This is a genomic window from Streptomyces sp. NPDC090045 (assembly GCF_044747975.1).
Lineage (GTDB): Bacteria > Actinomycetota > Actinomycetes > Streptomycetales > Streptomycetaceae > Streptomyces.
In genome coordinates this window covers 56,821-77,766 of the sequence record NZ_JBIVFA010000026.1, presented here as the reverse complement: position 1 = coordinate 77,766, position 20,946 = coordinate 56,821, and the positions used below count along the sequence as shown (strand labels likewise).

Annotated in this window: 16 protein-coding genes; 8 read left to right on the top strand and 8 right to left on the bottom strand. The window is 71.0% G+C overall.

Annotated elements, in window-relative coordinates:
- Window positions 1-220 precede the first annotated feature (220 nt).
- Window positions 221-1,492 (bottom strand): hypothetical protein, encoded by a 1,272-nt coding sequence (locus tag ACIPYQ_RS39585; RefSeq protein ID WP_401259365.1) that lies wholly within the window; start codon window positions 1,490-1,492, stop codon window positions 221-223.
- Between the two features lie 146 nt (window positions 1,493-1,638).
- On the opposite strand from ACIPYQ_RS39585, the gene ACIPYQ_RS39580 reads away from it, so the two are divergent.
- The 5 genes from ACIPYQ_RS39580 (at window position 1,639) to ACIPYQ_RS39560 (ending at window position 6,411) form a co-directional block, all read left to right on the top strand.
- Window positions 1,639-2,031 carry a DUF6283 family protein gene (locus ACIPYQ_RS39580; RefSeq protein WP_401259354.1) on the top strand — a complete coding sequence of 131 codons (393 nt, stop codon included), beginning with the start codon at window positions 1,639-1,641 and terminating at the stop codon, window positions 2,029-2,031.
- 168 nt (window positions 2,032-2,199) lie between these two features.
- A complete protein-coding gene (locus ACIPYQ_RS39575) occupies window positions 2,200-2,382 on the top strand; it encodes a hypothetical protein (protein WP_401259353.1) in 183 nt (60 codons plus the stop codon).
- A 100-nt stretch (window positions 2,383-2,482) separates the two neighbouring features.
- On the top strand, window positions 2,483-2,860 hold the full coding sequence (locus ACIPYQ_RS39570) for a hypothetical protein (RefSeq protein ID WP_401259351.1): 378 nt from the start codon (window positions 2,483-2,485) through the stop codon (window positions 2,858-2,860).
- Between the two features lie 99 nt (window positions 2,861-2,959).
- A complete protein-coding gene (secD, locus tag ACIPYQ_RS39565; protein ID WP_401259349.1) occupies window positions 2,960-5,314 on the top strand; it encodes a protein translocase subunit SecD in 2,355 nt (784 codons plus the stop codon).
- A gap of 755 nt (window positions 5,315-6,069) precedes the next feature.
- Window positions 6,070-6,411 carry a hypothetical protein gene (locus ACIPYQ_RS39560; RefSeq protein ID WP_401259347.1) on the top strand — a complete coding sequence of 114 codons (342 nt, stop codon included), beginning with the start codon at window positions 6,070-6,072 and terminating at the stop codon, window positions 6,409-6,411.
- Between the two features lie 1,372 nt (window positions 6,412-7,783).
- On the opposite strand, the gene ACIPYQ_RS39555 is transcribed toward ACIPYQ_RS39560, so the two are convergent.
- The 3 genes from ACIPYQ_RS39555 to ACIPYQ_RS39545 all read right to left on the bottom strand — a co-directional run bounded on the left by ACIPYQ_RS39555 (window position 7,784) and on the right by ACIPYQ_RS39545 (window position 9,600).
- Window positions 7,784-8,176, bottom strand: a complete 393-nt coding sequence (locus tag ACIPYQ_RS39555) for a hypothetical protein (RefSeq protein WP_401259346.1) — start codon at window positions 8,174-8,176, stop codon at window positions 7,784-7,786.
- 122 nt (window positions 8,177-8,298) lie between these two features.
- Window positions 8,299-8,487 (bottom strand): hypothetical protein, encoded by a 189-nt coding sequence (locus tag ACIPYQ_RS39550; protein WP_401259345.1) that lies wholly within the window; start codon window positions 8,485-8,487, stop codon window positions 8,299-8,301.
- A 612-nt stretch (window positions 8,488-9,099) separates the two neighbouring features.
- Window positions 9,100-9,600, bottom strand: coding sequence for a hypothetical protein (locus ACIPYQ_RS39545; protein WP_401259343.1), 501 nt, complete (start codon window positions 9,598-9,600; stop codon window positions 9,100-9,102).
- Window positions 9,601-9,839: 239 nt separating this feature from the next.
- Here ACIPYQ_RS39545 and ACIPYQ_RS39540 point away from each other — a divergent pair, with 239 nt between their 5' ends.
- Window positions 9,840-10,673, top strand: a complete 834-nt coding sequence (locus tag ACIPYQ_RS39540; protein ID WP_401259363.1) for an NAD(P)H-binding protein — start codon at window positions 9,840-9,842, stop codon at window positions 10,671-10,673.
- A 116-nt stretch (window positions 10,674-10,789) separates the two neighbouring features.
- Window positions 10,790-12,010, top strand: coding sequence for a HEAT repeat domain-containing protein (locus ACIPYQ_RS39535; protein ID WP_401259341.1), 1,221 nt, complete (start codon window positions 10,790-10,792; stop codon window positions 12,008-12,010).
- Window positions 12,011-12,921: 911 nt separating this feature from the next.
- Here the strand turns inward: ACIPYQ_RS39535 and ACIPYQ_RS39530 are convergent.
- Window positions 12,922-13,746 carry a hypothetical protein gene (locus ACIPYQ_RS39530; protein ID WP_401259339.1) on the bottom strand — a complete coding sequence of 275 codons (825 nt, stop codon included), beginning with the start codon at window positions 13,744-13,746 and terminating at the stop codon, window positions 12,922-12,924.
- A 1,029-nt stretch (window positions 13,747-14,775) separates the two neighbouring features.
- Window positions 14,776-16,353 carry a S8 family peptidase gene (locus ACIPYQ_RS39525; protein WP_401259337.1) on the bottom strand — a complete coding sequence of 526 codons (1,578 nt, stop codon included), beginning with the start codon at window positions 16,351-16,353 and terminating at the stop codon, window positions 14,776-14,778.
- Between the two features lie 410 nt (window positions 16,354-16,763).
- On the opposite strand from ACIPYQ_RS39525, the gene ACIPYQ_RS39520 reads away from it, so the two are divergent.
- Window positions 16,764-17,249 (top strand): hypothetical protein, encoded by a 486-nt coding sequence (locus ACIPYQ_RS39520; protein WP_401259335.1) that lies wholly within the window; start codon window positions 16,764-16,766, stop codon window positions 17,247-17,249.
- 542 nt (window positions 17,250-17,791) lie between these two features.
- Here the strand turns inward: ACIPYQ_RS39520 and ACIPYQ_RS39515 are convergent.
- Both ACIPYQ_RS39515 and ACIPYQ_RS39510 read right to left on the bottom strand, forming a co-directional pair.
- Window positions 17,792-18,208: a hypothetical protein gene (locus ACIPYQ_RS39515; protein WP_401259334.1), complete on the bottom strand. Its 417-nt coding sequence runs from the start codon at window positions 18,206-18,208 to the stop codon at window positions 17,792-17,794.
- A 271-nt stretch (window positions 18,209-18,479) separates the two neighbouring features.
- A complete protein-coding gene (locus ACIPYQ_RS39510; protein WP_401259332.1) occupies window positions 18,480-19,733 on the bottom strand; it encodes a protein-glutamine gamma-glutamyltransferase in 1,254 nt (417 codons plus the stop codon).
- Window positions 19,734-20,946: the final 1,213 nt, after the last annotated feature.

The window sequence follows — 20,946 nt, the reverse complement described above, 5'->3', positions numbered from 1 at the left end:
CCGCCCACACCCTCACATCACCAAAGAGCCCACCCATAACCTGACCAACGACCAGCCTGGCTACCAGTCACGCCAAACACCGTTGCAGTACTAGGACCGGGAGGCCGGTGCTCCTCGCGCTGGCATCTGCGCAGTCGGCAGCACGAGGAGCTGCGGTCTACCGCCGGAAGCCGCGTCGGGAGTCCCTGACGCAGCGGTTGTCCAACGGCGGATGAGGCGCTCAACCGTGTCGGGTCGTGTCGGAGACCTGCTGTTCATAGGCCGCCGCCAGTTGTGTCTGCACCCTGGCGTGCCGGAACTGGTACATCGCGCCTTCTTGCCGAAGAACTCCGCGATGATGGGCCTCCTCCAGGAAGGTCATCAGACGCCAGGGCAGTTTGCCGGTGCCGCACAGCCACAGGCATGCGGTGAGGAACCAACCCCATGCGCTCAGAGCGATTGCGAGGCATCCGACCAGAGGCCAGATGAACGCCGAGAAGAGGGCGGTCTGGGAACTCACCAGTTCTTGCACAGCTTGGAATAGCAAAACGGTGGCGAGGCTACCGAAGAGGAACACGGTGAGGCCCAGGGCGATCGCTGTCGTTCGGTCCGTGCGCAGACTCGCTCGCGGGCTCAGTGCGTAGACGATGTCCACTGGTGAGAACAGCCACCTGTGCAGTGCGGCGACGATGCCGCTGACCAGACCGATGGCCAGTCCGCCTGCGAGGCTGAAGGCCACGGCGTTGCTGAACAGCAGCCTCGGGGCCGGGCTGTAGAGCCATTGAGCTGTCTGAGGGGGTAGTCGGTTCATGAAGCCCAGACCGTCGGCGTAGGTGTCGTCGGGAAGTCTTACGACCACCAAGTCGAAGCCGAAGCGGTCTCGTTGGACGTGAAACTCGATGCGCCCACGATAGGTGGTACACCGATTCTCTTGCCTTCTCGCGCACACCTTCTCGGCCACCTCCGGCGTAAACGCCCAGCTGCCGTCCAAGCCGTCGACACTGACGACCCCAACCTCAACCTCACGTGAGGCGCGCAAGAACGGCTTGCCGTCCGGTGACCTGCAACCGCTCCAGCCACCCGGGGAGACCGCGCAGTGGATGCCCGGGCGCAACGTGAACACATTGGAGCCTTCGGGAAACGCCTCATGCCACTCGGCCCTGACGGCAAGTGCGGTTCCCGCCGCCAGACCGAGAGAAGCACCGAGGCAGAATCCGGCAATCAGCCCAGCGGCCAGACCCCGGCCCACCGCCTGGCCCGGACTCTGCCGCCTCTGAGCTCTCCCGTCGGTCCCAGGGCGGGCCGCCTGTGTACTCCTGGCATCAGGGTTGGCTTTTTTCCCCCCCCCGGTCGAGGAGTGCACACCCTGGGAGGAACTGCGCGAGGCCCATCTCGCCCGGCTCGCCGCCCAGCGTCCGGCCGTCGCCTGACGGCCCCACGACGCGCCCGGATCGCGTTCAGCGACTCCGCCGCCAAACAGCTCGAAGACCTCACCGCCGAACGCGAACTCCACGCCCTGGACCGCACCCTCCCCCCCGGCCCTCCGCCTTCACGAGCGCGGGCCCCCGCGGCCCGGCAGCGGACAGGGCCGGGGGTCGCCGGACAGCTCTTCCCCGGCGAAACGAGACGTGCCCGCGCCCCCCATCGATACTGGGGCGCATGGCCTCCTCGATCCGCCCTCCGGCACCACGTTCGTGCGGAAGCTGCCCGTACCGGCGCGATGTACCGGCGGGAATCTGGGCGGGCGAGGAGTACGACAAGCTCCGGCGCTACTACGCCGACACCCCCGACCAGCCCCCACGCATCTTCCAGTGCCACCAGACCGAGGCGGTCAACGCCAGCCGACGGGTCTGCGCCGGCTGGGCCGGATGCCCCGACGGCGACAACCTCCTCGCCCTGCGCATGGCAGTCCTCGACGGCCGCATAGACGCCGCCGCTTACCAGGCCGTGGCCGACTACACATCACCAGTGCCGCTGTCCCCACCGGCAACGACGCCGCCGACCACGGCCAGAGGGACCTCACCACACCCAACGACGACGCGCGACGCATGATCGAAAAGATCAGTCACACCCGACAAGACCTCCGATGACAGAACCCGCGGGAAAGAGCCCCTGCACCTACCGCAGCACGCACACAGACAGCGGCGCCCGCCGGGAGCGGCCCGGGCACCTGCCTCTTGAAAGCCGTGAGTCGAGCATCTTTGCGGACGGATCTCGCCAATGCGCTCGAACGAAACACTCGTCTGGCAGCCCGCATCCGGCAGCTGGAGAAGCGGCTCGCCGAGATGCTCGGTCGAGGTCTGGACGCTGTTGGAGGAGGACCAGGAGCGGCTTCGGGGCACGTCGGGGGCGGCGGACCGGCTGGGTTTCGCGCTGTTGCTGGAGTTCTTCGGCTTCCGATGAACTGCCGAGGAACACGGAACGGACCGGGGCGCCCCATACGTTGAGCAGGGCGGGGCCACGCCGTGCGCACCCGACGAGCACCGAAGGGATGGGGGGACGCGTGCCGCAACAGAGCCGCTCCGCGCGCCTGGCCGCGTCCGCGCTGACCCTCGTCGTCACCGTCCTCGCGCTGTTCGTCCCGGTGGCCGGGGCGCAGGGCATGCCCATGCCTGCCGACAGGCCGCTCGCCCACCACACGGTGGCGGGGCACGCCGGACAAGGGGCAGGACCGGACGACGTCCCGGCGCTGCATGTCGCGGTCACGCACCGACCTGACGCCCACATCCCGGGCCCGCAGCCTGCGGGCCCCGCGCGTACGGCCGTCGACACGGCCCCGTGCCGCGCCCTGGGCGGGCCCGACACGGGCCCCGCCACCGCACTCGCGCCGCCGCGCAGGCCGGCCGAGTCCGCCGCCCCGCGCGGCCCGCCCCACCGATGAGCACGCAGACCGTCATCGACGCCTGACCCTTCTGACCCGGCGCACACCGCGCGGGGCCGGTCACGCGTCCCTCCGTCCTGCCCTCATCGTGGAGTACGCATGTCTCGCGCACCCTTGTCCCGCCCACCCTTGTGGAGGGCGATCGTCGCGCTGGCGGCCGTCGCGCTGTCCCTCTACATCGCCCTCACCCAGTCCGCCCGCCTCGGCCTTGATCTGCGCGGCGGCACCCAGATCGTCCTGGAGACCCGGGACTCGCCCACCGTCAAGGCCGACGCTGCGTCCACCGACCGCGCTCTGGAGGTTCTCAGGCAGCGCGTCGACGCCCTCGGTGTCTCCGAACCCGGCATCGCCCGCTCCGGCGAGAAGCGGATCATCGTCGAACTGCCCGGAGTGCAGGACCCGCGCAAGGCCGCCGAGGTCATCGGCCGCACCGCACAGCTCACGGTCCACCCGGTGACGGGGACGACGGCCGACAAGGGCTCCGCGACGCCCGGGGCCGACGGATCGCGCACCCTGCCCGACCCGGACCGGCCGGGCACCTACCTGAAGCTGGGCCCCACCGCCCTCACCGGCGAGGGGGTCAAGGACGCCGAGGCGGTCCTGGACCAGCAGTCGCTGAGCGGCTGGATGGTCTCCCTCGACTTCCGCAAGGGCGCGGGCGACACCTGGGCGAAGATCACCTCGGACGCGGCCTGCGCGCCTCCGGGCGCTTCGGAACGCCGCGTCGTCATCACCCTCGACAACAAGATCATCTCGGCGCCCGGCGTCAACGCGGACGTGGCGTGCGGGACCGGTATCACCGGCGGCTCCACGCAGATCAGCGGCGACTTCGACCGGGCCGAGGCGCGCGACCTGGCGGCCCTCGTGAAGGGCGGCGCGCTGCCGGTTCCCCTCGACGTCCTGGAGCAGCGCACGGTCGGCCCGACGCTCGGCGCCGACACAATCGAGGCGAGCACCAAGGCTGCGCTCATCGGCATCGCCCTGACCGCACTGTTCATCACCGTCGTCTACCGGCTCCTTGGCGCGCTCGCCGCCTTGGCCCTCGCGCTGTACGGCCTCATCTCGTACGCCGCTCTGGTGGCGCTCGGCGCGACGCTCACACTGCCGGGGCTCGCCGGGTTCGTCCTGGCGATCGGCATGGCGGTGGACGCGAACGTCCTGGTCTTCGAACGGGCCAGGGAGGAGTACCTGGGCGTCCGTTCCAAGGACTTGGCGAAGCCGGTGAGGACCGGCTTCGCCAAGGCATGGAGCGCGGTGATCGACTCGAACGTGACGACGCTGCTCGCCGCGGGATTGCTGTTCTTCTTCGCCACGGGCCCGGTCAAGGGCTTCGGGGTCACCCTGTTCATCGGCGTCCTGGCATCGATGCTCACGGCGCTCGTGATCACCCGCGCGCTCGCGGACTTCGCCGTCGCCCGCAGCTTCGTACGCAAGCGCCCCGGTCTGACGGGCATCGCCTCGACGGGCCGAGTCCGCACATGGCTGTCCCGCCGCAACCCGAACCTGGTCCGCCACCGTCGCCGCCGGCTCGGCGCGAGCGCACTCCTGGTGGCGGTGGCCGTCGCAGGAATCTTCATCCGCGGCCTGGACTTCGGCGTGGAGTTCACCGGCGGCCGCCTCGTCGAGTACAGCACCAGCAGGTCCGTCGACGCGGACACGGCCCGGAACGCCGTGTCCGACGCGGGGTTCCCGCGCGCGGTGGTGCAGGAGTCCGGCGACGGCGACATCACCGTACGCACGGAGAAGCTCACCGACGACGAACAGCAGCGCGTCAAGGCGGCCTTGGAGAAGCCCGGCGGAACCGTCACGGTGGAGCGTGACGAACAGATCGGCCCGAGCCTCGGCAGCGAACTGCGCCAGAAGGCGCTCCTGGCCCTGGGCATCGCGGTGGCCGCCCAACTGACCTACCTCAGCGTGCGGTTCCGCTGGACCCTGGCGGCAGCGGCAGTCTCTGCGATGGTCCACGACGTCCTCCTCGTGGTGGGCCTGTTCGCCTGGCTGGGCAGGCCGGTGGACAGCGTCTTCCTGGCGGCGCTGCTCACGGTGATCGGCTACTCCGTGAACGACACGGTGGTCGTCTTCGACCGCGTCCGCGAAGCGCGCCGCCGAGACCCACGAGGCAACCTGGAGAAAACGGCCAACCACGCGGTGGTCCAGACACTCCCGCGCACGGTGAACACGGGCATGGGAGCCCTGTTCATCCTGACCGCACTGGCGGTACTGGGCGGCGACTCTCTGGCGGACTTCTCCGTGGCGCTGATCGCGGGCGTCCTGGTCGGCATCGCCTCGACCATCTTCACCGCGGTCCCGATCGCGATCGCCCTGGAACACCGCAACCCGCCACCACCACCGGCACGGGGCCGCCGCGCCGCGAAGGAAGTCCCTGACGGGTACAGCCCGTTGGAGGCGCGGAGGAAGAAGGAGAGGGGGGCGGGGGCGGGGGCGGTCGTCTGAGCCCGCGAGGACGGTCCTGAGGCCGAGGGCAGCCTCCCTCACACGCCGACCGGGCCTCCACGGAGCTCCGACAACCGCGGCCACGCTCCGTGGAGGCCCGGTCGGGAGAGGGCCTGCTGAGCGCGCACTCACCCTGTCTGAGCGTTCCGTTCAGGTCGCGGGGGGGGGGAAGCCCCGGCGGATCCCGCGACGCCTTCGAAACGGTGATCGCTCAGCTTGCCGCCGCGAAAGCCCCAGGCGTACGGTCCGTCGCTGCCAACCCGGGCGACTGGGGTATCGCCCCCTCCCCCAGCGCATCGGCGAACGGCTCGAACAGCGGCGGGTAACCGGACGTCACCAGCAAGGAGGTCCCTGGGGTGGAGGTGTCCGTGGGTGCAGGCCAGCGGGGGGGGCGGGCCGACAGTGCCGGAGCGGGGCGCGGGCAGGCCGGCACACCGGCAACAGGCGTGGCGGGCGGCAGGTCACCGCCCGCCGTGCACTTGATGCCTGCGGTGTGCGGCTTCGGGCCCGTCCGCGGCGGCCGGGTATCGGTCAGGCCGGCGGCCTCCCGCAGCAGCACAGCCGCCTCCGCGGCGGCATTCGCCTGCACCCGAAACTCCTGCGCCCGGCGCCACACGGCGGCAGCCCCCACCAACGAGTCCGGACGGCTCCGTGTCGGTTCGCGGGGCCTCGCTGCGGCTGCTGGGTACGCGGACCAGGCGAACTAAGTACGCGCGCCCATGCGAAGGCAACGGGGCGGAGAGTGCAATGGGGGCGTGAAAGCAACTCCTACCCTGGTACCTCCGGCCGAGCGGCCCCTGGACTCGCCGTGGTGGCTGGCCCCGGCCCTGTTCACCGTGGCGGCCGTACTGGGCGGTGCGTGGGGCTACCGCTCCTCCCCGATCGTCCAAGGCTCTGCGTGGCTGGCCCTTCCGTACGTCGTTCCGCTGGCCCTGGTAGCGGCCTCCTGGCGACCTTCGGCCCACCGGGACACGAGGACCCGCGGCCTGGCCCTGGGCGGGATCGGCGCCTTGATCGCCCTGATCTACGCGCACCTGGCCACCTTCGTGCTGTGCGCAGTGGCGCTCCTGCTCTGGGCCTTCCAAGGCGGCGGCTGAGCCGCCCGGCCCGCTGACGCGCCCTCCCTGTGGGGTGCCAGCACCACCACCCCAGCCAGCCCAGCGCCGACGGTTCCAGGCCCTGCGGCGCGGTACCGGCTCCTCCCCGCGGCGGTGGGAATGGTGGTGGAGCGGGAACGGGCGGCAGCCGCCCGGGGCCGGGACGCGGCCGGTGCGCCCGACCCGGGAGGCCGGCGACGCCGTACAGGACGATCCCCTCGACACGGGCCGCACTCCCAAGACCTCAGACCGGCCCGTCCCCCGCGTCCCGCCCGGCGGGAAAACCCCGACGAAACGGCGACCGCGTATCGAAGTGCCAGAGGTGCGCCACACACCAGACACCAGCAACCCCCACCACCACCCACCCGGCCAACCACCACCCCACACCCCCTCCCCCAACCACCAGCCCGACCCCAGGCCGATCCCTCCCACCCCCGCGGGCGCGGGCGGCACAACCCAACCCCCGACGGGCCCGGACATCACGGCCCGGGACACCGAGCACAACACGAGGCCCAGCCCGCAGCCCGCCCCGGAGCCGCCGCCCACCGGCCGCGCCCCGCAGTCCTGGCAGGCACGGCCTGCTGCCCGCAGGCAGGCACCGCAACCCCAACCGGAACCGACGCACCAGGACCGCAGCCGCGGGAGCGAGCGGCGGCCGGCGCGGGGCCGGCGGCGGCAGCGAGCGGCGGGGACCGCGGCCGCGGGGGTGGTAGTCGAGCGGGAACGGGCGGCGGCCGGAGCGAGCGGCGGCCGGAGCGCGGCCGGCGGCGGGAACGGAGCCGGGGCCTGAGCGGGGACCCGCCGGGCAGGCGCGGGGGCGGGCGGGCGGGCGGGTACACCGGTAACGGGGGCCCGCGGGCGGCCGGCCACGGCCCGCAGTGCGCGTCACCCGGCCGGTACGCGGCCTCGAGCCCGCCGCCGACAAGCGAGTGCCGGTCAGGCCGACCGCCTCACGCAGCAGCACAGCCGCCTCCGCGGCGGCCTTCGCCTGCGCGCGGTCCAGGCGGCCGCCTCCACCGCCTCCCGAGCGCGATCAGCAGCATCAGCACCACCGCGGCGACGCCGCCCCCGCCGGCGCGCGGTGCATGCTCCAACGCCCGCGCCGACGACCGCCAGCCGGCGCGGGCGCGGCCCTCCAGACAACGGGCGCCCGGGGCCCGGGCGACCTCCTCGAAGGCATCGGCAGCCGCCCGCACCCGCTCACCGGCTCAGCGATCAACCTCATCCGCATCAACGCCTGGCTCACCGACAGACCCCGCACCCGGACCAGCCCCTGGCAGCACTTCGCCCCGCCGCATAACGACGGGGCGAAGCATCAGGGCCCGGGTTGAACCAACAGCGTCCCAGCCGGGTCCTTTCGGTGTGAACGGTGTCAGTTCTTGACGGGGTTCATGCAGAGCACGAACTTCTCCCGGTCCCACTGCTGCGCGAGGAAGACCTCGCCCGAGTCGCCGCACTTCTCGACGTCGAACGTGCCGTCGACGACCTTGACGACCTTGTAGAGGTCGGCCTTCTTGGCGGAGCAGTCCTGGGTCTCCACCGTGGGGTCGTTGTCGGGCCCAGTCACGGTGACGCAGTCGCCGGCCTCGGCGTGCACGGGGATGTCACCGCTGATGTACCCGATGCCGAACTTCACGGCGAGGGCGACCACGATGGCCACTACGACACCGAGGATCTTCTTTCCCCAGCCGCCCTTCTTCTTCGCGGGCTCGGCCGGCTCGGCGGGCGCGAGCGGCTGGTCGGAGGCGGCGGGAGGAGTCGTCATCTGGGCTTCCTTGGGGGACGTGTACCTGATCAGACGCGAACGCTACATGCGCCGGAACAGGCAAAACGGACCCTGAAGATCCACTTCCCGATCAGTTGCGGACTCGTGATTCTGGCGCGCCGTCAGGCGAGGCGGCCCATCTGCTGCTGGCAGTCCAGGGCGCGGCGGACGTCGAACGCGCGGGCCGGGTCGGCAACGGACGTCGACCGGCCGTTCTCGTAGTACGGCAGGACCGCCCGGTACTCCGTCACCTCGGATCCCGCGGCCCCCTCCTGCCTGTCGGCGAAGACGGCCTCGGGGGACGTGGACATTTCCACCACATGACGCTCAGGGGCTGCGAGTCTCGGTCACCTTGCCGGTGTTCCAGTCCTTGCTGCGTTGCCAGTCGAACGTCACCGCTCCGTTGGGCGCGACCCACTTGGACGTCATGTCCGTCACGCGGCCCCGCGCCCGAGCATCGGTTCGAGGCAGCCCAGAACCGCGCGGTGCCCCGTAGACGAGGAGCCTTCATGCCCGACACCATCACCCTGCCGCTCGCGAAGCCGCGGATGGTCCGTACGCCGCGCCGCGACGGCCGGGAGCCGATGGGGCTCGGGCGGCGATCGGCGCGCTGGTCGCCGAGCGCACGTGAGAGCTCCCGGCCGCCGCCGGCGCGACGCTGCGCGAGCGGTGGGCGGCCATCGCCCCCGAGCTCGCCGGGCACATCGCCGCCATGCCGTACGACGCCGCTCCGCAGGTCAGGCGGTGCCGCGGGTCCGACGGGGCTGCGCGCTGCCCGGCGATGGCTCGGGTGCCCGACCCGTGCCCGTAGTTCCCCGCTTCGCATCTGTCGGGGACGGCTCCGGCGGGGCGGCGCGGACGGTCCCGGCCCGCTCGACGAACGCGCAGCTGCGTTCCTACGGGATTCGCCACGCGACTCGCCGTCAGTGTCCCAGCAGCGCCTTGGCCGCCACGATGATCAACCCGAGCACGAGGTTGACGGCCACTTCGGCGACCAACTGGCGGCGGGTCGCGCCGCCCCGGACGGCGCTGAGGCAAGCCCACGTGACCTGCTGCGCCACGGCCACGCCGAGAGCGAGCCATACGCCGCCGCCCGAGTCCAGCCCCAGGAGCGGGCTCACCGCCACGATCGCAGCAGGCAGGGCGGCGGCCTCGACGATCGGCCACTCGTGCCCGGCGACCAGACGGATCTCGCGTCCGCTCCACGGCTGGCCGACCAGCCGTTCGCCCGCGAGGTGCGCGTAGACGTGCGCGGCCCAGAACACCAGGCCCGTGACGACCAGCAGCATCACGAGCTGGAATCGCGAATAGTGCCCCACGGCGCCGGCGGTGGCCAGTACGGACGCGGCAAGCAAGGAACCGTAGACGGCGCCCGCGCAGTCGGTCTTGGACTGCCCGACACGTGGGGCAGTGCGCAGCCTCACCCTCACTTTCCCACCGTAGAGGCGGGGCACCGGCTCTGCATGTCGACCCTCTCCGGGTGCGATGTGTCCGATCCCCCATGGGTTCTCCCCGCGGTGTCGGTGTACGCATGAACGTGCCCGGTCGCGTACGGGTGTACGTGCCCAGCCGGGGGGGCGCGGCCGGGCGTTCCTTGACCTGAAGGGCGATTGAGGTTCTAGTGTGCCGACTACTTGATCATCTGATGACGGGAAGACGCGCCATGATCCTCGTGACCGGAGCCACCGGAAACATCGGCAGTGCCCTTTTGAAGGAGCTGCACGCGCACGGTGTCGGGCCGCTGAGGGGGCTCACCCGTGATGCCGCACGGGCCGTTTTCCCCGATGGGGTCGAGGCCGTGGAGGGCGACTTCGCGGAGCCGGCGTCGTTGAAGCCCGCGCTGAAGGGTGTGCGCTCGCTGTTCCTCGTATCGCGTCTGGGCCCGGACGCCGACATACTCGAAGCCGCCCGGCAGGCGGGTGTGGAGCACGTCGTGCTGGTGTCGTCCATCACCGTCCAGACCCACCCGCACCTCGGCCCCGCCGCCGAGAACCTGGCGGTGGAGCGGCTGCTCAAGGCAAGCGGCATGGCCTGGACGATCCTGCGACCGACGCAGTTCGCCTCGAACACCCTGATGTGGGCGGCTTCCATCAGTGGCCACGAGACTGTCTGCGCGCCGTACGCAGAGACCGCGCTGCCGACCATCCACCCCGCGGACATTGCGGCGGCGGCACGGGTCGCACTGGCCGAGCCCGGCCACCGCGGGCGCACGTACGCCTTGACCGGTCCCGAGCCGGTGACCGCCCGGCAACAGGTCGAGGCCATCGGGGCAGTACTGGGCCGGGAGATCTCCTTCGCCGAAATCAGCCGCCGGCAGGCCCACGCACAGATGGCCGCTGTCTTCGGCGCGGAGGCCGCGGACGCGGTCCTCGACGTCACGGGCGGAGACGTGAACGACGAGCTGCTGATGGTGCGCGACACAGTCGCACAGATCACCGGAACGCCCGCCCGCCCGTTCCGCCAGTGGGCTGCGGAGAACGCCAACGCCTTCCGTTGAACCGCCTGAGCCTGGGCACGTTCATCCGTACTCAGGTGCGCACTTTCACAAGTACGCCGACACGCGGGCGCGGGAACGACGGTCGGCGTGAGAATGACGTGCGGGGCTTGCCGGAATTGGCCGGTGGATCTGCCCTTGCTGCTGGCTGCTGGCTGCTGGCTGCTGTCGAACGCGGAGACGACGACGCGGCGCTCGAACTCCTGTATGACGCCACCGCGGACGACCTGGCCGGCGATGATGCCGTGGCCTTGCTGGCCGCTGCCGCGAGGGCCGGACGCCAGGAGCTCGTCGACCATCTGGTCGTCTGGAACGTGGACGTGACCCGTCCCTGGTACGGCGGCGTGGACCCCGTGACATGGGCAGCGGAGAACGGCCGGTACTGGGTGCTGCGAGCCCTGCTGTCCCGCAGCCGCGACCCGCTGAGCAGCGACAGCCCCCACCGGCGGGCGCTGCGCACCGCGCAGGAAGCCCTCGCGTCCGGGGTGGGGGCCGGGAGCGAGCCGCCGCCCGCGCACCGGGCGGTCATCACCGATCTGGAAGCCGAACTGGGCGTCCACCACTCACCGGACGAGCTGATGGCCCGCGCCCTGGTGCACGCCGACCCCGACCATGACGACTGGTTCGCCTCGGTCTCCCACCTGGGACTCCGAACCAGCCGGGAGACCTTCGACTGGGCCCTCGAAGCCGCCCAGGACACATCCAACCTCGACCGCAGGCGCTTCGGCCTCGACACGATGGAGTACCTGTCGATCGCGTTCAGCCTCGACGTGGAGCAGGAGCACGACACCGAGCTCCCCTTCGCCCGTGAGGCGGAGGACTTCCTGCGCCCGCTGCTGAACAGCGAGCAGGACCCGCGCACCCTCGCCATCGTCATCGGCGCCTTCACCTCCTACTCCTCCGCCGACACCGACACGGTCGCGGCGATCCTGGCCCACGCCGATCACGCCGACCCGCGAGTCCGGGGGACCGTTTCCACGATGCTCCACACCAACACGGCCGAGCACGAGGAAGCCCTCGCAGCCCTGGCTCGCCTGGCCGACGACTCCACGCCGACGATCCGAGCGAACGCGCTCAGCGGACTCGCCACCTCCGCCCTCGACACCCCGGAACTGCGCGCCGTCTTCGCCGCGCACCTGGCGGACCCCTACTTCGACGCCAGGCTCGAAGCCGCTGCCGGACTCGCCCTGCGCGACGACGAACGCGGCCTGCCCGCCCTCGACAAGATCCGCTCCGGCACCAAGAACATGAACAGCCCAGGCTGGGGCCGCCTCTGCGACATCCACCACCTGCTGCGCGTGCGCGCCGAAGCAGCCGAAACAACGGCCCAGGGCCGCTGACGGCCCGTCACTGGTCAGGATCGAGCGGCAGAAACCTCGCGTTGGTCAAAATCCCCCGACACGGTGCGGAGTCGGCGGCGGGAACGGGGCCGGCGGCCGGGGAGACATGCGGCCGGGTGACGGCTCGCGCGAGGTCGGCCGGAGCGCGGCCGGGGGCCGGAGCGGAGACCCGCCGGGCGCAGCGCAGCCCACGAGTCGCCGGCCAGTACCCGAGCACCGGCCGCGGCCGCCGAGGCAGACGCCGTGGCCGAGGCAGACACCACCTGGGCGGGCGCGGCCGGGACGGGCACGGGGGTGTTGGCGGCAGCCGCGGCGACGGCCGCGGCAGTGCGGGTGCCGTCGCTCTCCCCGAACCGCTGCACCCGCGCGACCAGCGGCAGCATCCAGGCGGCCGGGCCGCGCAGCCCGGCATCCGGGCCGGCGCAGCGGGGCCGTAGCAGTGGACGGCCCAGCCCCGGCGCCCAGCGTGAGGCCGCCGCAGAACTGCCACGGGTCCACCGCTGCTTCACCCCTTCGCGGCCGCGGGGCGCGCTGCACCGGGGTCGTACCCGTGCCGACAACGGCCGGCACCCGCGAAAGGACCCGTCCTTCGCGGCGCTCGCCGTGCGTCTTCCCGGTCCCCGGGGCGCGGCCGGGCGGTACCGGCCGCGCCCTGCGGCCTTGACCGGGGCGGCCTGTTGCCGGTGGGCGGGGACCGCCGCTGCAGTCGGGACCGGGAGGCGCGCTCCTCGCCCAGTTCCGCCCGGTGGAGCAGCCCGGCAGCGAGGTGGACTTCCCGCCCATCGACAACGGCCTGGACTGCCTCCTCAGCGTCATCGCGTCGCTGGCCGACGACGAGGAGCGGGTCAGTGCACGTGACCTGAAGTACGCCGTGCTGCACTGGGGCGTGAGCGCGCTGCCGCGTCGGCGGGTCAGCTGGGCAGCTGTACGTTCCAGGTGCGGTTGCCCGCCGCGTGGTGGTTGACTTGCACGGCCTCCTCCGGGTTTTCCGCGTCGAAGGCGGACGTGACGCGGTGCACCATCTCGTCGCTCTCCCAGAACGGCTCGGCCTTGGTGAAGCGTCCGCCCTGCTTCTTGCGGACCTTCCAGCGGAACCGGACTGTGTAGTCGACGAGGAAGTAGCCGGCCGACATGCGTGTGGTGGTGGAAAAGCCGGGGTTGTCGACGAAGGTGATCCGGTCGGCGGCCTTGACGATGGTCCCGTCCTCATCGTTGTACGGGGGACGGAAGGGGCCGTCCACGCCCCAGGCGCGGCGGGGGGCCTTCTTGGGCTGGTAATTCACCGACGTCGGAACGATTTGGCGGCTTTCGTCGGAGACCTCCTGCCAGAAGTCGTACGCCTCTGCCGCGGGCGTCTGCATCCCGTCCGCGCGGCGCAGCGTCGCCGTCTGTGCGAAGCCAATGTTGTTGTTGCCGTTCAGCGACTGCTCCTCGTCTCCGTCGTAGCTGGAGGTGAAGACAAGGGTCGGATTGCCGATCTCTTCCTCGACCCTCCCTTCCTTGCCCTTCACCGAGGGCGTCGCGCCGGCCTTGCCGCTGCGGGTGGCCCGGGTGGCCGCTCCTGCCTCGGTCTTCTGCTGGCTGGCCGGCGGGCTGTCGCCGCGCTCGACGACCTCGTCCTGGGTGCGTTTGCGCGTACTGGGAGCGGCGTGCGGCACCCTTGGCCCGGCCGGGCCCTGCGCGATCATCCGCCCGAGCGTCGCATTGCCCACCGAGCGCTGCATGGCCGTGGCCATGGCCGGATTGACCGCTCGGAGATCCGGCGTGACCCACTGGCCCCAGTCTGGATCCGCTGCGCGTCGGCTCGCCTTCGTCGCGACCTCGGCCTCTTCCCGGTCCTTGCGTAATGGCACGGCGCACACTCCCCGCGTGTAGACGGTCTGCCCACAGGACGCTACTGGTATGGCCATAGGCGCACGAGAGGCACAACGCCACTGCTGGGGGCAGCATGAATGCCCGCGCGGTCGACGTCCGCTTCGTACAGAGGCCGGTCGCCGACCGTCGCCCGGTCCAGCGGGTATTCGGCGGCGCGGCGGCAGCAGGGCGGCGGCTTCGAACTGCGTCGCCCCGCGCTGCCGCGGCCGCGGGACGGGAAGCGACACGAACGACCGCCCCCGGGCCGGCGTAGCGGGCGTAGTGATGGAACGGCCCAGCCCGCGGCGCTCAGCGCGATACCAAGCGCGGTGCCGCCGCAGAACTGCCGCGGGTCCACCACTGCTTCTCCCATCCGCCCGCGGGGCGCGCTCCACCGGGGCGTACCCGTACCGACAACGGTCCGCACCCGCGAAAGGACCCGGCCTCCCGCGGTGGCCTTCCGGCCGCCGCCGTGCCGTCTTCCCGGCCCCCGAAGCGCAGCACCCGGCGCTACCGGCCGCGCCCGTGGCCCTGGCCGGGGCTGCCTGTTGCCGGCGGGCAGGGACCACGGCCCCAGCCGGAACCGACGCAGGGCGGGAGCGGGCGGCGGCCGGCGCGGGCCCGGCGGCGGGAACGGGCGGCGGGGGCCGGAACGGGAACGGGGGTGTTGGCGGCAGCCGCGGTCATGACGGCGACGGTGTGGGTGCGTCGCTCTCCCCGACCTGCAGCATGCGAGCAGCAGCCACCGGCGCGAGCCGGCCAGAAGACCCGCCTCCCGCACCATCGACACCATCCGGGAGTGCGCGGCCAGCGTGAACGAATGCGCGAAGAGTGCGCAGCGGGGGCGACCGCCGAAACGGTCGCCCCCGCCTGATCATCGCGGCTCAGCCGCTGCTTTCAGTCCCGGCCCCTCAGAACTGGAGCGCCCAGGAGTCGATCTTTCCGGTGTCGATGTTCGCGAGGTCCGCGACCCGGAGCTTCCAGACACCGTTGGCGACCTCGGCGGAGGCGTTCACCGTGAAGGTCTGGATGATGTTGTCCGCGCTGCCGCCGGTGCGGTTGCGCAGGTTGTAGACGGTGCCGTCGGGGGCGACCAGGTCGACCCGGAGGTCACCGACGTAGGTGTGCTTGATGTCGACCGGGACGCTCAGCGTGGCCGGGGCGTTGCCGGAGATCCCGCTGACGGTGATCGGCGACTCGACGGTGGCGTTGTCGTTGATCGCGTAGTCGGCGGTGTTCTCGAAGCGGGTGCCCGGGTTCGGCGGGGTGGTGGAGTTCCCGACGTTGAGCAGGCGGTTCGGGGATCCGGTGCCGGGGCTGGTCACGACGTTCGGTGTGGCCGCGTTGACCAGGGCCGTGGCGACCTGGGCCGGAGTGGCCGTCGGGTTGGCCGCGAGGTGGAGTGCGGCGGCGCCGACGACGTGCGGGGTCGCCATCGAGGTGCCCGAGATGGTGTTCGTGGCGGTGTCGCCGGTGCCCCAGGAGGAGGTGATGCTGGAGCCGGGGGCGAACAGGTCCAGGACGGTGCCGTAGTTGGAGTAGCTCGCCTTGGCATCGCTGCTGGTCGTGGCGCCGACGGTGATGGCCTCGGTCACGCGGGCCGGGGACTTGGTGCTCGCGTTGGTGGACTCGTTGCCCGCGGCGACGCCGTACGTGATGCCGCTGGCTATGGAGTTGCGCACGGCGGTGTCGAGCGCGGAGTCCGCGCCGCCGCCCAGCGACATGTTCGCCACGGCCGGCTTGACGGCGTTGCGGGTCACCCAGTCGATGCCGGCGACGACCTGCGCGGTGGTGCCGGAGCCGTTGTTGTCGAGCACGCGGACGCCGACGATCCGGGCCTTCTTGGCCACGCCGTACGCGGTGCCCGCGACGGTGCCCGCGACGTGGGTGCCGTGGCCGTGGCCGTCCTGGGCGGTGTTGTCGTTGTCGATGGCGTCGAAGCCGTCGGAGGCTCGGCCGCCGAAGTCCTGGTGCGTCTTGCGGACGCCGGTGTCGATGATGTAAGCCGTAACGCCCTCGCCGGCCTTGTCCGGGTAGGTGTAGCTCTGGTTCAGCGGGAGCGCCTGCTGGTCGATCCGGTCCAGGCCCCAGGAGGGCGGGTTGGGCTGGGTCGTGTCGACGGTGAAGACGCGGTTCTGTACGACCGACTTGACCGCCGGGTCGGCGGCGAGCTTCTTGGCCTGCGCCTCGGAGACCTCGACGGAGTAGCCGTTGAGGGCCGCGCTGTACGTCTTGTCGATCTTCGCGCCGTAGCGCTTGGCGACTGCCTTGCCGCTGTCGGCGGTGGAGCGGGCGGCGGTGTCGTTCAGGGTCACGATGTAGCTGCCGGAGACGGTGCCGGCGGCGCCGGCATTCTCGATGACGCCCTGCGGGGCGGCCGGGGTGGCTGCCGCGGCGGGTAACGCGGCGGCCGCGCCGAGCGCGAGGGCCGCGACGGCCATGGCGCTGGTACCGGCAATTCTCCGGCGAGTGTGACGCTTCGCGGACATGTGGGGGGTCCTCCTCGTAGGCGGTGTGTGCGGTGCGGTGTCCGGCGGGCTGTTGTGAGGACACGTCAGGGCGGCGTATAGCCATGCTCATGACAATCGCAATGGCCCGAACGAACGGTCGCTAACGAAAGGTTGGCCCACCTCCGGCACCCGCACAAGAGGCAGGCCGACGCGTAACATCCCTGCCACACAACGGCCGTGTCGAGCAAAGGCGCTCCGCACATGACGCACGCACTCCCCGGGTAGGGCTGCTCCGAAGACGGCCCCGCTCGGACGTCCGCGGCGGCGGGAGCGGGCCGGGGGCCGGGGCGGGGACCCGCCGGGCGGGCGCGGCCGGGGCGGGCGCCCCTATCTCTTTGGTCAAGGGAATCGAGGCTGCGTTGGATCGAACGGCCAGGCAGCATGGCGGTGTGGCTGATCTTCTGTGGGATGACGTGAGCTGTTTCTTCGATCCGGAACTGATGGGGTCGCTGCCGGACGTGCGTGTCCCGGGCTGCTCGGTGGAGGATTGGCAGGCGGTCCTCGATCTTGTCGAGGCCAGGGGCTGGGTGTGCCAGTACTCCGAAGGCGAGACGGTGATGCCGGCGCCCCGGGCGGAGACCGTGCTGTCCCGCGCGGCGGACGCCGAGTGCCCGGACCTGCGGGTCTGGCCGACTTCCGACGTGCTGGCGATCTTCCGTTTCAAAGACGACGAGGTCATCGACTTCGACGTCGACCTGCGGGAGTTGCAGGGCCAGGAACGACTCGATGTGTTCTGCGGCTTCCTCCGGGAGATCGGGCGACGCTTGGGCAAGCCGGTCTTGATGGATCCGGAGGGCGACCACGGCCATCCGGTGCTCGGCTTCGATGTCGAGGCCGATCGGATCGCCCTTCTGGCTGAGCCGCTGGTCATGTGACCGCGGCCGCCGGCCGGGACTCGTGGAAGGTGCCGTCACGGAGCATCGCGAAGAGAACATCGGCCCGCCGTCTGGCGAGGCAGAGCAGAGCCTGCGACGAGGCGGGCGCGGGGGTGTTGGCGGCACCGCAGTCACGGCGGCGGCGGTGTGGGTGCCGTCGCCCTCCCCGACCTGCCGCACGCGCGCGGCCAGCAGCAACCACCGGCGCGAGCCAACCAGAAGACCCGCCTCCCGCACCATCGACACCATCCGGGAGTGCGCAGCCGGCTGCACCTTCAGCTCCTTCAGAGCGCGAGGCCGGTTACCGAGGTCGAGGTCACGGGGAGCGTCCGGGCCTCCCGGGTAGCGGCAGGTGCGGGAGGTCCTGCTGGAGCGGGAAGCGGGCCTCCTGATCGGCTCATGGGGGGGGGAGAGCGACGGCACCCGCCCCGTCGTCGCCGTGACTGCGGGTACGGATGCAGCAGGGCGACCACCGCGGAACCCGCGGGACGCCGCAGGGGCCGGACCCGGCGGGTCCGGCCCCTGCGGCCATGTGTGGGGCGTCAGTTCTCGACGGGCTCCATGCAGAGGACGAACTTGTACGCGTCGAGCTGCTGCGCGAGGGCGACGTCGGCCACGCCCTCGCACTTGTCGAGGTCGAAGGTGTTGTCGACGACCTTGACGACCTTGTAAAGGTCGGCCACCTTCTCGGTGCAGCCCTTACTCTCGACCTTGGGGTCGTTCTCCGGGCCGGTGACGGCGACGCAGTCACCGGCCTCTGCGTGTACCGGGGCCTCGCCCGTCAGGTAGGGAAGGCCCAGGCGCCAGAACAGTACGATCGCGATCGCCACGACGACGCCGAGGATCTTCTTCCCCAGGGCGCCCTTCTTCTTCGCGGGCTCGGACGGCGCGACGGGGGCGTCGAACGTGCCGGGAGCGGCGGGCTGCTCGGGGGTCTGCGGCGCGGGAGGCGTGGCCATGGAGGGTTCCTTGGGGACGCATGCAGGATCGAACGCGCGTACGCTACCGCTCCTGAACACGCAAAAGGGACTCTTCCCTTCCGCTTTCCAATCGGATACGGAGTCGCGATCCCTGCCGACTCGTCAGGCCACGCCGCCTGATCCCGGCCTGCAGGCGGGCCCCGGGGCCCCGAGGCCGGCGCCGAGGACTCCTACCGGGCGTGCCCGGGGAGCGGCCCCCGCACCGTTCAGCGGTGGTTGCACAGAATCGCGCTCGCGAGGGGGCGAGTTGTTACGGCCAGCCCTGCTTCACCTTGGCGGGCGCGGTGTTCCAGTTCTTGGGTATGAAGGTGATGACGTAGGTTCCGCGGTCGAAGTCCGTGTATCCGGAGGACCAGTTGCGGAACTTGCTCTCGTACACCTGCATGGGCCCCATGCCGCCTTCCGGCGAGTGGTAGTGGTTGGCGTGGGTCCATATGGTGTTGTCAGGGTTTGTTTCTTTTTGGTCCCCGAACCAGCCGTAGTCGAAGTTGACATAGCTTTCGCCGGGCTTGGCGGGGCTGCGTGAGGTGTTCCGGTCCTTCGACATGTCGACGAGGCCCGTGCTCTGGTTGGGGCGGAAGGCGTCGGGGTCCCCGTACTTCCGCTTGTCGGAGGAGCTCCGGGGATCCTGCCCGCTCCAGAAGTGCTTCGAGTAGATGACCGCCTTCATCTTGGACGGGTCATGGTTGCCCCCGTTCCTGTCCTTGAAGGACGGGGTGTTCCTCAGGGCCGAGTAGAAGTTCGAACGGCTGTCTTCGGCGGCGAGAGCGTCGTCATTCTTTGCGAGCTCTGCCTTGAGGTTGCTCAGGTAGCCACTCTCGTCATGGGCGCTTTCCAGGGCCTTGTTCATGACGGATGCCACATCTCGGGCCCGGTTGAATCCCTTTGTCTCGTCAAAGCTTTGCTTGGCGATGCGCCCCTCGAACTCAGCCCGCGTCTCGCCCGGCCGGGGGCTGGTGTTCTCCAGAGCGTTCCGGTGCTTCTCCTCGTCGAAGGATGCAAAGGCCAGTTTGTTCGTCGGATAGGGACCTGAATTGACCCAGGTGACGCCGACGCACCCGTAGGACAGCTGCTCCCGCTGCTGTTCGGTCATCTGCTGCACTCGTCCGTCGCGGTGGCTGTAGACCTGCTGCCACTTGCGTATGTAGTTGCTGATGCCGGTAGTGGCCCTGTCTCCGTGGGCCCGGTATGCGTCGGGCATGCGGTCCAGCGGCTCGGCAGGCGGCGTCACCCTGTCGCCGGCCGCAGCGGAGGCCCTGAGGGACTCGGTGGCACTCGGCAGGTCCCCGCCGGGGATCTTGCCCGGCCGGCCCAGGTCCAGGGCTGCTTCGTTCAGCGCGTTGATGAGCCTGACGTCATCCGCTGTCAGGCCGTTGCTGTCGGCATAGGAACCCTTCCCGTCGCCGGTACCGCCGACTGCCTGACTGACGGACGGCGTGAGACCGGCGGTGCACAGAACGATGCCCACTGTGGTGAGGGCGAGGAACCCTGAACGTTTGTACATGAAATCCTGGAATTCCTTTCATTGAAAAGTGACATGAGAGAACGCGAAACGTCTGCGCGGCAGCAGAAAAGAGCTGCCGAAGCCGGCATGCCCCCTGCTCCCGCTTTTGCCTCGATACGTCTGGGAGCAGCAAAGAACCAGCACCGGCCGGGATTTCACTGCTCCTGCGCCGGTTCCCAAATGGATGGTCGGGTCGTGCGAGAAGTGATCATGTCCCGGTGCGGATTCCTCGACAACACTGCGGCTCCACATTCGGCCAGCAGCCCAATGGGGTGGTATTCGGTCATGCGGACCGGACCTTCCCTGCGCCGGTACATGCAGCGGCAGCGTTCTCCTGACCCCTGCCCCACGATCCGTGGCGCGAGCGGAGCCGGCCGCCTCGAAAGCCCCGAGGAACGGTCTGCGACGGCGCTGTCAGCCGCGCCGGGGAATGTCGGGCGCCGGCGGCGATACGGGCGCGGGAGCTCGGGCCGACGCGTGCGGAACTCCGGTATGACGCGGCTCTGCCCGCCGGGAGGACCGCAAGGTCTTCGCCACTCTCCCTTGCGAACCTCGGTCGGCTCACTGCCGGCCAGGCTCTGTCACAAGCCGTCGCCTTCCGTAGAACGGCTGGTAAAGCCCTCTCCGTGCGGAGTTCTCGGCGAGGCCGCCGGCGGCGGCAGCGTGCGCGGTGTCCCGGGAAGACGGTGTGGGCTTCTGTGTGAGGGGTCAGCGGATGCGGACGGTGATCTCGGGGTGGGGATGTCGGAAAGGTTCAGCTGGAGCCCGGTCAGGGTCAGGCAGCTCTGTGAGTCGGTCAAGGCGGTGACGGTGGACGGCGCCTGGGACTTGCCGCGCGTGCTCACCAGCAGGTACCAGCCCCCGCGCTTGTGGCTGCGGGAGGCATCGGGGCGGTCGTCCTTCGGGTGCGTTCAGCGTCCAGCCATGGCGCTCCAGGTCGGCGCAGACCGCGTCCATCTCCGACTGCGCGGCACTCTTCTCGCGGACGGCCGTCCAGCCCGTCCTGTCCGAGTCGGCGCCGGCCGCGACGGTCGGGCGGCCCTGCGCCGGGTCAAGGCACGCCGCACCGACCGCGGTCCGGATCACCTCGTCCACAGCGTCCCGGGTGAGGGGCGGTGACGTGGACTCCGGTGCGGGCGCCGCCGCGGACGGGGACGGCGTCGGCGCGGGCGCGGGCGCGGGCACGCCCAGGTGAATGCGCCCGTCGTCGTCC

Coding starts and splice junctions, on each gene's coding strand:
- ACIPYQ_RS39580 (WP_401259354.1), top strand. CDS start 1,639: ATGGCCTCCTCGATCCGCCCTCCGGCACCACGTTCGTGCGGAAGCTGC.
- ACIPYQ_RS39575 (WP_401259353.1), top strand. CDS start 2,200: ATGCGCTCGAACGAAACACTCGTCTGGCAGCCCGCATCCGGCAGCTGG.
- secD (WP_401259349.1), top strand. CDS start 2,960: ATGTCTCGCGCACCCTTGTCCCGCCCACCCTTGTGGAGGGCGATCGTC.
- ACIPYQ_RS39555 (WP_401259346.1), bottom strand. CDS start 8,176: ATGACGACTCCTCCCGCCGCCTCCGACCAGCCGCTCGCGCCCGCCGAG.
- ACIPYQ_RS39550 (WP_401259345.1), bottom strand. CDS start 8,487: ATGTCCACGTCCCCCGAGGCCGTCTTCGCCGACAGGCAGGAGGGGGCC.
- ACIPYQ_RS39540 (WP_401259363.1), top strand. CDS start 9,840: ATGATCCTCGTGACCGGAGCCACCGGAAACATCGGCAGTGCCCTTTTG.
- ACIPYQ_RS39530 (WP_401259339.1), bottom strand. CDS start 13,746: ATGGCCACGGCCATGCAGCGCTCGGTGGGCAATGCGACGCTCGGGCGG.
- ACIPYQ_RS39525 (WP_401259337.1), bottom strand. CDS start 16,353: ATGTCCGCGAAGCGTCACACTCGCCGGAGAATTGCCGGTACCAGCGCC.
- ACIPYQ_RS39515 (WP_401259334.1), bottom strand. CDS start 18,208: ATGGCCACGCCTCCCGCGCCGCAGACCCCCGAGCAGCCCGCCGCTCCC.
- ACIPYQ_RS39510 (WP_401259332.1), bottom strand. CDS start 19,733: ATGTACAAACGTTCAGGGTTCCTCGCCCTCACCACAGTGGGCATCGTT.